Consider the following 11934-nt stretch of genomic DNA (forward strand, 5'->3'; position numbering starts at 1 on the left):
CGCGGGTGTTAAGTGGCCTGGTCGTAGGCCCCGACCAGCCGCGCCAGGTGCGCACGCTGGGTGGGCTCCAGATAGGGCATGAGCAGTCCCAACACATGCCGCGCGCCGTGCAGCAGCGCAGCCTGCGCGCTCTCGGGTTCCAGCGCCTGGCGCGGGGCGCGCACATACTCGAAGCTGAGCCAGTAGGTCAGCACCACCACCATGCTGGTTGCGGTAGGCTGCATGGCGTCCGCCGGTTCCATCTGCAAGGCGCCACGGCGCCGCAGTGCCTGCAGCAGATCGTGCATGGCGGCGGTCTTGGCTTGTAGCAGCACGGGGAACTGCTCTTCCAGCCGGCGGTTGCACGACAGCAGGTTGTTCAGGTCGCGGTAGAAGAAGCGGTACTGCCAGATCAGCTCGAACAGCGTGTGCATGAAGAACCACGCGTCCTCCACGTCCTGCACGTCCGCACCCGCGTGCAGCAGGCCGCTCAGCGCCTCGTCGTAGCGCGCGAAGAGCGCGTTGACGATCTCGTCCTTGGCAGGGTAGTGGTAATAGAGGTTGCCTGCGCTGATGTGCAGGTCCGCGGCGATGGCCGTGGTGGAGACGTTGGGCTCGCCAAAGCGGTTGAACAGCGCCAGGCTGGACTCCAGGATGCGCTCGGCGGTGCGGCGGGGAGCTTTCTTCGCCATGGGCTGTCTCCTCCCATCGGGGGCGTTGTCGTGCTCCGGAAATCTACTCCAGTCGCCCGCGGGTGCACAGCCGGGTTGATGCGGAGGGTCGTTCAACCCTCGTGGGTGGATGGGCGCGACGGCGGCGGCGCGGTTGTCACGCCGTCGCGGTCGGCTTGGCGCTCCTGCAACGCTTGCAATTCCTGCGTGAGGGCGTCGATGCGCTCGTGCAGGGCCTGCACTTCCTGCGCGGTGGGTACGCCGAGGCGCTGCAGTGCTTTGGACACGCGCTCCTCGAAGATGCCCTCCAGCCGGTCCCACTGGCCGGCGGCGCGCTCGCCCAGTCCCGAGGCCATCTGCCCCATGCGCTGCGCGGCCTCGCCCCAATGCTCCTGGGCGGTGTCCTGGGTTTTGCGCTGCAGTGCCATGCCCTCGCGCACCAGGGCCTCAAAGACCTTGCCGCCCTCGGCCTGGGCCTTGGCAAAGGCGCCCAGGCCAGCCAGCCAGATTTGCTGTGCGGACTCCCGGGCCATGCGTGGGAATTCGCGCGCGGGGTCGATGTCGTCGTCGGGAGGAACGTGGGGCATAGGAGACTCCTTGTGCATTGGCCTGAGTGGTGATTGTGGGCGCCCTTCAGCGTGCGCATGTAGGTGCAGCGCCCTAAATCCCGTCACGGGAGTTTGTTACAGGCATGTGTATGCCGATGGGATAATCCAAGGCTTTGTCCCCGCAGGCAGTCCGGTCTGCAGACGGTTCTGGCGAAGGATTTCCACCCATGATTCTGGTAACAGGCGGCGCAGGCTTCATTGGCGCCAACTTTGTGCTCGACTGGCTGGCTGTCGGTGACGAGCCGGTGGTGAACCTGGACAAGCTCACCTACGCGGGCAACCTGCACAACCTGGACAGCCTGCAGGGCGATGGCCGTCACGTGTTCGTGCAGGGCGACATCGGTGACCGCACGCTGCTGGATCGTCTGCTGGCCGAGCACCAGCCACGCGCCGTGATCAACTTCGCCGCCGAATCCCACGTAGACCGCTCCATCCACGGCCCCGAGGACTTCATCCAGACCAACGTCGTCGGCACCTTCAGGCTTTTGGAGGCCGTAAGGCACTACTGGCAAGCGCTGCCAGCTACACAAAAAGAAGCATTCCGCTTCCTGCACGTGAGCACCGACGAAGTCTATGGCAGTCTGGCGCCGGCTGCTGCGGCCTTCACCGAAGAGCACAACTACGAGCCCAACAGTCCGTACTCCGCCAGCAAGGCGGCCAGTGACCACCTGGTACGGGCCTGGCACCACACCTACGGCCTGCCGGTACTCACCACCAACTGCAGCAACAACTACGGCCCGATGCACTTTCCGGAAAAGCTCATCCCGCTGATGATCGTCAACGCCCTGGCAGGCAAGAGCCTGCCCGTGTATGGCGACGGCATGCAGATCCGGGACTGGCTGTACGTCAAGGACCATTGCAGCGCCATCCGGCACGTGCTGCAGGCGGGCCGGCTGGGCGAGACCTACAACGTAGGCGGCTGGAACGAAAAGCCCAACATCGACATCGTCAACACCGTGTGCGCCCTGCTGGACGAGTTGCGCCCGCGCAGCGACGGCCAGAGCTACACAACCCAGATCACCTACGTTACCGACCGCCCTGGCCACGACCGCCGCTACGCCATCGACGCACGCAAGCTCGAGCGCGAACTGGGCTGGAAGCCCGCGGAAACCTTTGAGACCGGCATCCGCAAGACCGTGCAGTGGTACCTGGACCACCCCGAATGGGTGGCCCAGGTGCAAAGCGGTGCCTATCGCGAGTGGGTGCAAAAGCAATACGAAGGCGCTGCGGCATGAACATCCTCTTGCTGGGCAAGAGCGGCCAGGTGGGCTGGGAACTGCAGCGCAGCCTGGCCGTGCTGGGCCGGGTCACCGCGCTGGACCACGACAGCACCGAGCACTGCGGCGACTTTGCCAACCCTGAAGGCGTGCGCGAGACCGTGCGCGCCCTGCGGCCTGACGTCATCGTCAACGCCGCCGCCCACACTGCCGTGGACAAGGCCGAGAGCGAACCCGAGATTGCCCGGCTGCTCAATGCCACCACGCCCGGCGTGCTGGCAGAAGAAGCTGCGCGCCTGGGTGCCTGGCTGGTTCACTACAGCACCGACTACGTGTTCGACGGCAGCGGCACGCGGCCTTGGGTGGAAACCGATGCGCCGGCTCCGCTGTCAGTCTATGGCGCCACCAAGCTGGAGGGCGAACAGCACATCCAGCAGACAGGGTGCCACCACCTCATCCTGCGCACCAGCTGGGTCTATGCCGCACGCGGCGGCAACTTTGCCAAGACCATGCTCCGCTTAGGCAGCGAGCGCGAGCGCCTCACCGTCATCGACGACCAATGGGGTGCGCCCACGGGGGCTGACCTGCTGGCCGACGTGACGGCACATGCCGTCCGCCATCTGCAAAGCCGCCCCGGGGACGGCGGCCTGTACCACTGCGTGGCGAGCGGCGAGACGAACTGGCACTCCTATGCGAAATACGTTCTGGAGCATGCCAGGCAAGCGCAACCAGCTATTGAATTGAAAGCAACCGAGGTGGCGCCCGTGCCCACCAGCGCCTTTCCTACGCCGGCGCGGCGCCCGCACAACTCGCGCTTGGACACCACCCGGCTGCAAACCACCTTCGGCCTGGTGCTGCCGCCTTGGCAGCAGGGCGTGGCGCGCATGCTCACCGAAATCCTCTGACCGAACCCCCCCCAATGCAATGACGACACCCACGCGCAAGGGCATCATCTTGGCCGGCGGCTCCGGCACCCGCCTGCACCCGGCAACGCTTGCCATCAGCAAACAATTGCTGCCGGTGTATGACAAGCCCATGATCTACTACCCGCTGAGCACGCTGATGCTGGCGGGCATCCGCGAGATCCTCATCATCAGCACCCCGCAGGACACGCCGCGCTTTGAGCAACTGCTGGGAGACGGCAGCCAGTGGGGCCTGCAATTGCAATACGCCGTGCAGCCCAGCCCCGACGGACTGGCCCAGGCCTTCCTGATCGGTGAAGACTTCCTGGCCGGCAGCCCCAGCGCGCTGGTGCTGGGCGACAACATCTTCTACGGCCACGACTTCCACGAACTGCTGGCCAATGCCATGGCCCGCCCGCAAGGGGCCAGCGTCTTTGCCTACCACGTGCACGATCCCGAGCGCTATGGCGTGGCCGAATTCGATGCCAGCGGCAAAGTGCTGAGCCTGGAGGAAAAACCCCAGAAGCCTAAGTCCAGCTACGCCGTCACGGGCCTGTACTTCTATGACAGCCAGGTGGTCGAACTGGCCAAGGAGCTCCAGCCCAGCCCGCGCGGCGAACTGGAAATCACCGACCTCAACCGCCTGTACCTGGAGCAAGGCCAATTGAGCGTCGAGATCATGGGCCGCGGCTACGCCTGGCTAGACACCGGCACGCACGACAGCCTGCTGGACGCCAGCCAATTCATCGCCACGCTGGAGCAGCGCCAGGGCTTGAAGATTGCCTGCCCCGAGGAAATCGCCTGGCGCAACGGCTGGATCGATGCCGCCCGGCTGGAGCGACTGGCCCAGCCGCTGGCCAAGAACGGCTACGGCCAGTACCTGCAACGACTGCTGAAAGAGACGGTGTACTGATGAAGGCAACGCGACTGGCCATCCCCGAAGTGGTGCTGATCGAACCCCAAGTGTTCGGCGACGCACGGGGATTCTTCTTCGAGAGCTTCAACCAGAAGACCTTCAACGAGGCCACAGGCACAAACCACCCGTTCGTGCAAGACAACCACAGCCGCTCCAGCCAGGGCGTGCTGCGTGGCCTGCACTACCAGATCCAGCAGCCACAGGGCAAACTGGTGCGTGTGGCGCGGGGCAAGGTATGGGATGTGGCAGTGGACATCCGCAAGAGCTCACCGACCTTCGGGCAATGGGTGGGGGCAGAGCTGTCCGAGGACAACCAGCACCAGTTGTGGGTACCGCCGGGCTTCGCGCATGGCTTTGTGGTGCTCAGCGAAAGCGCGGACTTCCTGTACAAGACGACGGACTACTACGCACCCGAGCATGAGCGGTGCATTGCGTGGAACGATCCGCAGTTGGGGATCCGCTGGCCGTATGAAGGCGAGCCCAGGTTGTCGGCCAAGGATACGCAGGGGCTGACGCTTGCTGCGGCGGAGGTGTTCGTCTGAACTATCGGCGCAAGGCCTCTTGCGTCGACCGGTAGAGTACATCCGAACCGAACTGGGGGTTCAGGGGATCGAACGAAAAGATGTTGTGGCCCCGGGGCACGCGTTCCCCCTCCCATTCCGGTTCGAGGAAGAACGACAGAAACTCTGCGCCCTGTTGCGCATGCGTATCAAAAACTTGGGCAAGCCCCTGGGGGTCCAAAGCCTTGAGGGGGTGGAACTCTGTGATGCCATAGCGCGACTGGCCTGAGCGGCGCAGCCAATGGGCAAAGGACCGTCCGTAGGTCGGCTCGCCATACAGGCTCACCCCTAGCCGCATGGAGCCGTGAGGGCGCAGCGAGTCCTGGATAGCGAAGCGCGTCGCGTCCCAACTGGGGTTGGTGAATGGAATGATCTGGTGTGTGTAGCGCGGCACGGGAGCCAAGCAGGATTCACCTACGAGTTCATCAAAGAAGGCGAGATAACGTGTGACCTGCTGTGCACGGAACGTGTGCCACAGTGGAACCAGGGGGTTGTAGTAGAACGCGGCACGGTCGCGTGGAAAGTCAATATGGAATGTGGCGTTCTGCGCAGTGCGGGAAGGCGCAGTCCAAGGGAGAGGTTGCTGCGGCTGGTCTTGCGGAGTGCTCTGGTGCCGATCCATGACGGCGATCTGGCGTGCGCCCATGGAGACCAACTGGCCGGGGCGGCTCTCCAGAAACAGGTTCAGCGTGTGCATGCCTGGTGTTAGCCTGCGAAAGTCCAGGTCCAGGCGCCAACCGGTATTGGCATCACCCAACTCAGGCCGTGCCGCCAGCACGTCCTGACGGCCCAGTTCAACAAAAGCCTGACCAAGCAGCTCCCCATTGAGATACACACGGACTCGAGGTGTGTAGTCAGGTGTCCTATCGCTTATATGCGCCCAGCCAGAGATCGGCAGACTGCCGTGTGCGAAGGCGTCAATGTGTTCGGTGAAGCGTTTCAGCGGTTCGGTCCGTATGTCCTTGGATGGGGGGTGTACATCGTCGAAAGATGCATAGTCACTTCCCAGGAACCGGTTGAGCCGGTCAATCCGGCGAAATCGCTGGGCCAGGTATTCGCGAAAGCCTTGTACGGATGCCGAGGAGTAGTCGGTGATGCGATAAGGGGCATCAAATCCCATGCCAGACTGGAAGTTCGGAAATAAATGGTGCAACTCGCCGAGTAGCGTCACACCGCGAATTTTTGCCCTGTCTTGTTCCGGTAGCCGGCACGTTGCATTGAGCACAGCCTGCACAGCCTGAACTCGACGTGCAGTGAGGGTATTGCGCGTGCTAACGAAGCTCCAGTTATAGATATGGTCGTCGTAGTAGCTGTCAGTGCCGAGAGCACCGTCACGGGTCTGTGCCATGTTCGCCTCATCGCCCGCCAGTTCGTTCTCTATGGGGGCGTGTGCCTCGAAGTGCGTCGAGAATAAATACATGATCACCGGGCGCTGTACGTCGCGCACCGTATTCACCAGGCGTTGCACCATGGCATCGTCAATTGCCCAGCCTGTCGGCTCTTGCCGGAACAGTTTCAGCAAGGGAATTGGCAGCGTGTAGCCCACTTCATATTTCGTCGCTCGCGCTCCCGCTTGTGAGAGGGATTGCAGGGATGCCTCTACCAGCGCGCCAGCAGAGCCTTCGTCAGCGACGCAGCGTCGTGCCAGCGAGGCAGGCACCGTGCCACGCGCAGGCGGCTGTTCAATGCAGGCATCGATCACTCCGACCATGGGGGCCAGAAACATGGCGCGCGCCTTGCCTGACGACTGCGCCGTCTCCTGGAACCACAACGCCCCCGCTATGCCCAATGCAGCGACGGCGAGGCCGGCTGCGCAGAATGCTAAACGGTGGAGGGAACTGGACATCGGATGCATGGAACTATGGTGGTCTTGCGGACGCAGGTATGGGGCGTCACTGTAAGACAGTCATGAACCCCTGCCGTGGCTGAGATAAAGAATACAGAAGAGGGTCGAGGAGCCTCGCAGGCTACACTTCAAAGCTTGCCCCATTGTTTCCCATGACGACTCCATCTGTAACAGAGACCACTGACCCAGTGTCGGCGGAGACGGTATTGACCCTGCGTCCCAGGTTGGGCGAATTACTTGTCCAGGAGGGCAAGGTCAGTGCCCGCGACATTGAACGCGCCCTGCTGGCTCAGCAGGAAATGGGTGGGCTGCTGGGACGGGTGCTGGTGCGCTTGGGATTGGTGTCCGAGATCGATGTGGCTCAGGCCCTTTCTCGGCAGCTGGACATTCCCTTCGTTGCTGCGGACGATTTTCCCGAACTAATGCCCGAGGTGGAGGGCCTGCTGCCTTCTTTCCTGCAGGCCAACCATGTGTTTCCGCTGGCGCTGCGCGATGGCGCGTTGCATGTGGCCATGGCCACGCCGCAGGATCCCTTTGTCGTCAAGGCCCTGCATCTCGCCACCGGCCGGGAAGTTGTGCCGCATCTGGCTCTGGAGAGCGCCATCGAGAAGGCGTTGGCAGAGCCCATCGAAGAAGCGCAGGACGAGGACGACGACGGCTTTTTTGGTGATGGCGCTGACGGTGGCGATTTTGTCGAGCACCTCAAGGATCTGGCCAGCGAAGCGCCTGTCATTCGACTGGTCAACAGCATCATCGGCCGCGTCACCGATCTGCGTGCATCGGATATTCACCTGGAACCCTTCGATGACGGCTTGCATGTGCGTTACCGCGTGGACGGGGTGATCCATCGTGGCGAACTGGTACCGCCGCGCCTGTCGGCCGCCGTCAGTTCGCGCGTCAAATTGCTCGCACATCTGGATATTGCCGAGCGCCGTTTGCCACAAGATGGGCGCATCAAAACCCGCGTGAAGGGACGCGAGCTGGACTTGCGTGTTTCCACTGTTCCCACTGTGCACGGCGAAAGCGTCGTGATGCGGGTGTTGGATCGGGCCAGCGTACGCCTCAATCTCGACACTATGGGCTTTGCCCCGGATACGCTCTCACGCTTCAATGAACTGCTGGCGCGGCCCCACGGTATTCTTCTTGTAACGGGGCCGACCGGCTCTGGGAAGACCACCACGCTGTACGCAGCGCTGTCGAAGATCGACTCGGAGGCCAACAAGATCATCACCGTGGAGGACCCGGTTGAGTATCAGCTTGAAGGAATCAACCAGATACAGGTGCATCCCCAGATCAACCTGACCTTCGCTAATGCCCTGCGCTCAATTTTGCGTCAGGACCCTGACATCATCATGATTGGTGAAATGCGCGACGGCGAAACCGCGCAAATTGCCGTGCAGTCGGCACTGACGGGACACTTGGTGCTCTCCACCCTGCATACCAATACCGCGGCGGGTGCCGTGGTCCGCATGCAGGACATGGGCGTCGAGAGTTACCTCATTACCTCTTCTGTCAATGGCGTGTTGGCCCAGCGTTTGGTGCGCACGTTGTGCAGCCACTGCAAGGAGCCCTATGAGCCTGGTCAACACGTTCGCGAAAGCTCGGGCTTATCGCGCTTTTCCGAAGTGGGCCGCCCGATTTATCGCGCTGTGGGCTGTGATCAATGCCGCCAAACGGGATACCGGGGGCGCACCGGCATCCACGAATTGTTTGTGCTCGACGAGCCGATGCGCCGAGCCATCATTGATGGCCGCGATGCCAATGCATTGCATGCGCTCGCATCGCAGAGCGGGATGCTGAGCTTGCATGAGGATGGACTGCGCAAGGTTGCAGGGGGCGTCACCTCGTTGGATGAGCTGGCGCGCGTGACGCAGGACCAGTCCGATGCCTGATTTTGTGTGGAGGGCTGCCACGGCAGCCGGCAAGGTTGAGGAAGGGCGTTTGTCTGCGCCTAATGGTGCGGTTGCCCTGCGACAGTTGAGGGAGCAAGGGCTGACGCCGCTGCGCATGGAAGAGGCTCATACGATCACTGTAGGCGCCGCTGTGAACAAGGGCGTTACGGGTACGGCGTTGCTGGGACACGATAAAGCTCGCCAAATCAAGGGCCCAGTCAATGCCGCCGATGTGCTGGCACTTACGTCCGAACTGGCCATCATGCTGCGCGCTGGCCTGGCGCTGGACAACGCCCTGCGTGTACTCGTCGATATGAGCCACAAACCCAGCGTCGCCATGCTTGTGCAGGGCGTCCTGGATGGCGTGAAAGGTGGCACTCCCTTATCGCGAGCACTAGCCGAGCATCGGGCTCTATTCAGTGATTTCTACATCAATATGGTGCGCTCCGGCGAGGTCAGCGGCCAGATGTCTGCCGTGCTCGATCGCCTTGTCGAGCATATGGAGCGACAGCGCGCGCTGCGTGACAGCGTTATCTCCGCCACCATTTACCCTGCTATCTTGTTGGGGGTTGCGGTACTGTCGCTTATCGCCATGTTGGGTTTCGTGGTGCCACAGTTTGAGAAGCTGTTTACGGACATGGGCGATGCCTTGCCGTTACCAACACAATGGGTAATGGCGCTGGGCCATGCGTTCAAGAGCTATGGGCTTCTCATCGCCGTGGCGCTGTTTGGGCTGGGCTCACTCCTTGCACGATGGTTTCGTTCGCCGGCCGGGCGGAACTGGTGGCAGGCGCGATTGCTCAAAATGCCGCTCATGGGGCCGCTGGCGCTGAAATACCAGCTCACATTGTTTTCCCGTTCGCTCGGAACCCTGCTGGGTAATGGAGTCCCCCTGCTGACGGCATTGCATATTGCTACCGAGACGGTAAGTAACGTCATCTTGCAGCAAGCCCTGGCGAAGGTGGTGCCTATCGTGAAAGAGGGCGGGAAAGTGGTTCAGGCGATCTCCGTCGCTGGCATCTTCGAACCTTTGGCGATCAATCTCATCCGCGTCGGTGAGGAAACTGGGCGCATAGGTCCCATGATGCTCGAACTGTCCAATATATTGAACCGGGAAGTGGAAACGGGCATCAAACGATTGCTTACGCTGGTCGAGCCTGTTCTCATCCTCGTCCTGGGCGTATTGATTGCCGCCATCATCGTTTCTATCCTGTTGGGGATACTGTCCATTAATGACCTCGCCGTATAATTTTCGTTTATCCAAGGAGTCTTCCTTCATGGACCAACCGCATGCATGCCGCACTGCCGACGTGCTGAAGTCCCGCAAGTCTGCAAGCGGCTTTACGCTGATCGAACTGCTGGTTGTCCTGGCCATCCTTACGCTGCTGGCCGGTTTGGTGGGGCCCCGGGTGCTCAACCAATTAGGTGGGGCCAAATCGAAGACGGCTGCCGTGCAGATCGCCGACCTCGACAAGTCGCTGGAACTTTTCAAGCTGGATGTGGGGCGTTACCCCACTACGGAAGAAGGACTGGAAGCGCTGGTCAAGCGGCCAGGTTCGACCAATGGCTGGACGGGCCCCTATCTCAAGGGCGGCGTACCCTCCGACCCATGGGGCCATCCCTATCGCTACGCGAATCCAGGCCCCAATGGAGGCATTGAGATACTCTCCTTGGGGGCTGATGGTGCTCCGGGGGGAGACGGCGAATCAGCCGACATCCGCAACGCGCAGTAAGCGGCCGCGTTTCTCCTCTTGCCCGACGACGCATGCGGCGCGCGCGCGGCTTCACGCTGGTCGAGTTGCTGGTGGTCATTGCCATCATGGCGCTCGTTATCGGCTTGGTTCCTGTGGCATTCGACCGGCTTCGCGATGCTGCGCAGTACCGTGACGCTGTGCGCACCATGCTCAGCCAGATGCGTGGAGCGCGGATGGCGGCCATGACGGAAGGTCGGGAGGTTAGTTTTTCCGTGGACCTGAGTCAGCGTATGTATGGAGTGGATGCCGCGCTCAAGCCCTTACCGGAGTCATTGCAGGTGAGGGCCATCGTTGCGGGACGTGAGATCGGTCCCCAAGGCCAGGCTTCCATCCGCTTCCTGCCCAGTGGTGGAGCAACGGGCGGGAGCATAGAAGTACTGCGGGCTCCAGGCGTGGGTACGCGGCTACGGGTCGACTGGCTTTCGGGCCGCGTAACGCGGGAAGCCTTATTCCAATGAAGGCGCTTTGGCGGCAGCGGGGCCTTACCCTGCTGGAACTGCTAGTGGCATTTGCCATCATGGCGTTGTCCCTTGGCATGCTCTACCGGGCGATGGGGGGCAGCATGCGCAGCGTTGGCGACGTAGATCGGTACCAACGCGCAGTGGTTCTTGCGGAATCTCTACTTGCCATGCGAGATGCGGTGCCTGAGCGGGGCTGGAACCAGACGGGAGAATCCGCAGGCTACCAATGGCGTGTGGTGTCGGCACCCTTTCTCACGGGGGTCGAAGGCCCCACCGTGCCTCCGCTGCACGAAATCGGTATTGTCGTCACGTGGTCGGACGGGGGGAGGGCTCGAAGTTTTGAACTGAGCACATTGCGTCCCCAGCGTAAGCCGCCGGAGCCGGGGCGAAGGCCATGAACGCAGAGAGGATCTCCGTGTTCGAGTGCCTGCCGCGTCGTGAGCCCCAAGGGGGATTCACGCTGGTGGAGCTACTGATCGTGATCTCCTTGCTTTCGCTGATCATGCTAGCGCTGGGTTCCGCGCTCAGAACGACTGCACAAACCGAGGAGCGTGTCGATGCGCGACTGCACCGGACAGATGAACTGCGCGTTGCTAATGGTTTCCTACGCTCCGTTCTGGGGCGGATCTCTGCACAGAAGATGGGGGCCATGGTTGCGGCCGACGCCAGCCCGTTTTTCTTTTCAGGAAGCTCTGGAGAAATGGTGTGGGTGGGGGTCATGCCCGCCCGCTATGGCGCAGGCGGGCGCTACCATTTCCGCCTGGGGCTGATGGATGGTGAGGGGGGTACCCGGACGCTGATGCTGCAATACGTACCTTGGGTTGATGCTGCGGTGCAGCCGAACTGGGGCCAGGCTGCAAGCTATGCATTGGTAACGGGTGTCACGGCCTTATCTATGCAATATGGCGACTTCTCCGAAGAGCCTCCCGTGTGGACGCAGCAGTGGTCTGTGGTTGATCGGCTCCCCCAGCGGGTCATCATCTCCCTGCAGACTGTTTCTGGCCCGTGGCCGGAATTCGTGGTCGCCATGCGCACCATGCCGGGCAGCGATCCGGCTTCAGGCGGTGCCGTATTTGGGGGGGGGCGGCGATAGTGACTAATGCGCGTTTCCATCATGCGCATATGCAT

13 protein-coding genes are annotated in these 11934 nt (G+C 62.1%); 10 read left to right on the plus strand and 3 right to left on the minus strand.

Going from position 1 to position 11934, the window contains the following annotated elements; genetic code table 11:
* Positions 1-8: 8 nt before the first annotated feature.
* Positions 9-671 carry a TetR/AcrR family transcriptional regulator gene (locus AC1PPL_RS07075; protein WP_123674922.1) on the minus strand — a complete coding sequence of 221 codons (663 nt, stop codon included), beginning with the start codon at positions 669-671 and terminating at the stop codon, positions 9-11.
* A gap of 92 nt (positions 672-763) precedes the next feature.
* Positions 764-1237: a phasin family protein gene (locus AC1PPL_RS07080; protein ID WP_479972968.1), complete on the minus strand. Its 474-nt coding sequence runs from the start codon at positions 1235-1237 to the stop codon at positions 764-766.
* Positions 1238-1425: 188 nt separating this feature from the next.
* Between AC1PPL_RS07080 and rfbB the strand changes: the two genes are divergently transcribed.
* The 4 genes from rfbB to rfbC are packed head-to-tail and all read left to right on the plus strand — an operon-like array spanning position 1426 to position 4835.
* Positions 1426-2493, plus strand: coding sequence for a dTDP-glucose 4,6-dehydratase (rfbB, locus tag AC1PPL_RS07085; protein WP_479972969.1), 1068 nt, complete (start codon positions 1426-1428; stop codon positions 2491-2493).
* Positions 2490-3380, plus strand: a complete 891-nt coding sequence (gene rfbD, locus AC1PPL_RS07090; RefSeq protein ID WP_479972970.1) for a dTDP-4-dehydrorhamnose reductase — start codon at positions 2490-2492, stop codon at positions 3378-3380. Before rfbB ends, rfbD begins: the two co-directional genes overlap by 4 nt.
* 19 nt (positions 3381-3399) lie before the next feature.
* A complete protein-coding gene (gene rfbA / locus AC1PPL_RS07095; RefSeq protein ID WP_479972971.1) occupies positions 3400-4290 on the plus strand; it encodes a glucose-1-phosphate thymidylyltransferase RfbA in 891 nt (296 codons plus the stop codon).
* Positions 4290-4835 (plus strand): dTDP-4-dehydrorhamnose 3,5-epimerase, encoded by a 546-nt coding sequence (gene rfbC / locus AC1PPL_RS07100; protein WP_312791383.1) that lies wholly within the window; start codon positions 4290-4292, stop codon positions 4833-4835. Before rfbA ends, rfbC begins: the two co-directional genes overlap by 1 nt.
* A 1-nt stretch (position 4836) precedes the next feature.
* Here the strand turns inward: rfbC and AC1PPL_RS07105 are convergent, their stop codons facing one another.
* Positions 4837-6708: a hypothetical protein gene (locus AC1PPL_RS07105; RefSeq protein WP_479972972.1), complete on the minus strand. Its 1872-nt coding sequence runs from the start codon at positions 6706-6708 to the stop codon at positions 4837-4839.
* Positions 6709-6851: 143 nt separating this feature from the next.
* Here AC1PPL_RS07105 and gspE point away from each other — a divergent pair, with 143 nt between their 5' ends.
* Genes gspE through AC1PPL_RS07135 form a run of 6 tightly spaced genes read left to right on the plus strand, consistent with a single transcriptional unit; the run spans position 6852 to position 11899 of the window.
* The gene (gene gspE / locus AC1PPL_RS07110) at positions 6852-8591 is read left to right on the plus strand and encodes a type II secretion system ATPase GspE (protein ID WP_123674928.1); all 1740 of its coding nucleotides are present in this window, start codon (positions 6852-6854) and stop codon (positions 8589-8591) included.
* The gene (locus AC1PPL_RS07115) at positions 8584-9840 is read left to right on the plus strand and encodes a type II secretion system F family protein (RefSeq protein WP_479972973.1); all 1257 of its coding nucleotides are present in this window, start codon (positions 8584-8586) and stop codon (positions 9838-9840) included. Before gspE ends, AC1PPL_RS07115 begins: the two co-directional genes overlap by 8 nt.
* Positions 9841-9868: 28 nt before the next feature.
* Complete coding sequence (gspG, locus tag AC1PPL_RS07120) at positions 9869-10324, plus strand: type II secretion system major pseudopilin GspG (RefSeq protein WP_123674930.1); 456 nt, start codon at positions 9869-9871, stop codon at positions 10322-10324.
* A 32-nt stretch (positions 10325-10356) separates the two neighbouring features.
* On the plus strand, positions 10357-10803 hold the full coding sequence (locus AC1PPL_RS07125; protein ID WP_312300774.1) for a GspH/FimT family pseudopilin: 447 nt from the start codon (positions 10357-10359) through the stop codon (positions 10801-10803).
* Positions 10800-11204, plus strand: a complete 405-nt coding sequence (locus tag AC1PPL_RS07130) for a type IV pilus modification PilV family protein (protein WP_312564021.1) — start codon at positions 10800-10802, stop codon at positions 11202-11204. Before AC1PPL_RS07125 ends, AC1PPL_RS07130 begins: the two co-directional genes overlap by 4 nt.
* A 17-nt stretch (positions 11205-11221) precedes the next feature.
* Positions 11222-11899: a prepilin-type N-terminal cleavage/methylation domain-containing protein gene (locus tag AC1PPL_RS07135; protein WP_424295275.1), complete on the plus strand. Its 678-nt coding sequence runs from the start codon at positions 11222-11224 to the stop codon at positions 11897-11899.
* The last annotated feature ends 35 nt before the right edge of the window (positions 11900-11934 follow it).

This window comes from Diaphorobacter sp. B2A2W2 (genome assembly GCF_056730635.1).

Bases quoted from the DNA above. Each gene is read 5' to 3' on its own strand.
- AC1PPL_RS07075 (WP_123674922.1), bottom strand. From the start codon at position 671: ATGGCGAAGAAAGCTCCCCGCCGCACCGCCGAGCGCATCCTGGAGTCC.
- AC1PPL_RS07080 (WP_479972968.1), bottom strand. From the start codon at position 1,237: ATGCCCCACGTTCCTCCCGACGACGACATCGACCCCGCGCGCGAATTC.
- rfbB (WP_479972969.1), top strand. From the start codon at position 1,426: ATGATTCTGGTAACAGGCGGCGCAGGCTTCATTGGCGCCAACTTTGTG.
- rfbD (WP_479972970.1), top strand. From the start codon at position 2,490: ATGAACATCCTCTTGCTGGGCAAGAGCGGCCAGGTGGGCTGGGAACTG.
- rfbA (WP_479972971.1), top strand. From the start codon at position 3,400: ATGACGACACCCACGCGCAAGGGCATCATCTTGGCCGGCGGCTCCGGC.
- rfbC (WP_312791383.1), top strand. From the start codon at position 4,290: ATGAAGGCAACGCGACTGGCCATCCCCGAAGTGGTGCTGATCGAACCC.
- AC1PPL_RS07105 (WP_479972972.1), bottom strand. From the start codon at position 6,708: ATGCATCCGATGTCCAGTTCCCTCCACCGTTTAGCATTCTGCGCAGCC.
- gspE (WP_123674928.1), top strand. From the start codon at position 6,852: ATGACGACTCCATCTGTAACAGAGACCACTGACCCAGTGTCGGCGGAG.
- AC1PPL_RS07115 (WP_479972973.1), top strand. From the start codon at position 8,584: ATGCCTGATTTTGTGTGGAGGGCTGCCACGGCAGCCGGCAAGGTTGAG.
- gspG (WP_123674930.1), top strand. From the start codon at position 9,869: ATGGACCAACCGCATGCATGCCGCACTGCCGACGTGCTGAAGTCCCGC.
- AC1PPL_RS07125 (WP_312300774.1), top strand. From the start codon at position 10,357: ATGCGGCGCGCGCGCGGCTTCACGCTGGTCGAGTTGCTGGTGGTCATT.
- AC1PPL_RS07130 (WP_312564021.1), top strand. From the start codon at position 10,800: ATGAAGGCGCTTTGGCGGCAGCGGGGCCTTACCCTGCTGGAACTGCTA.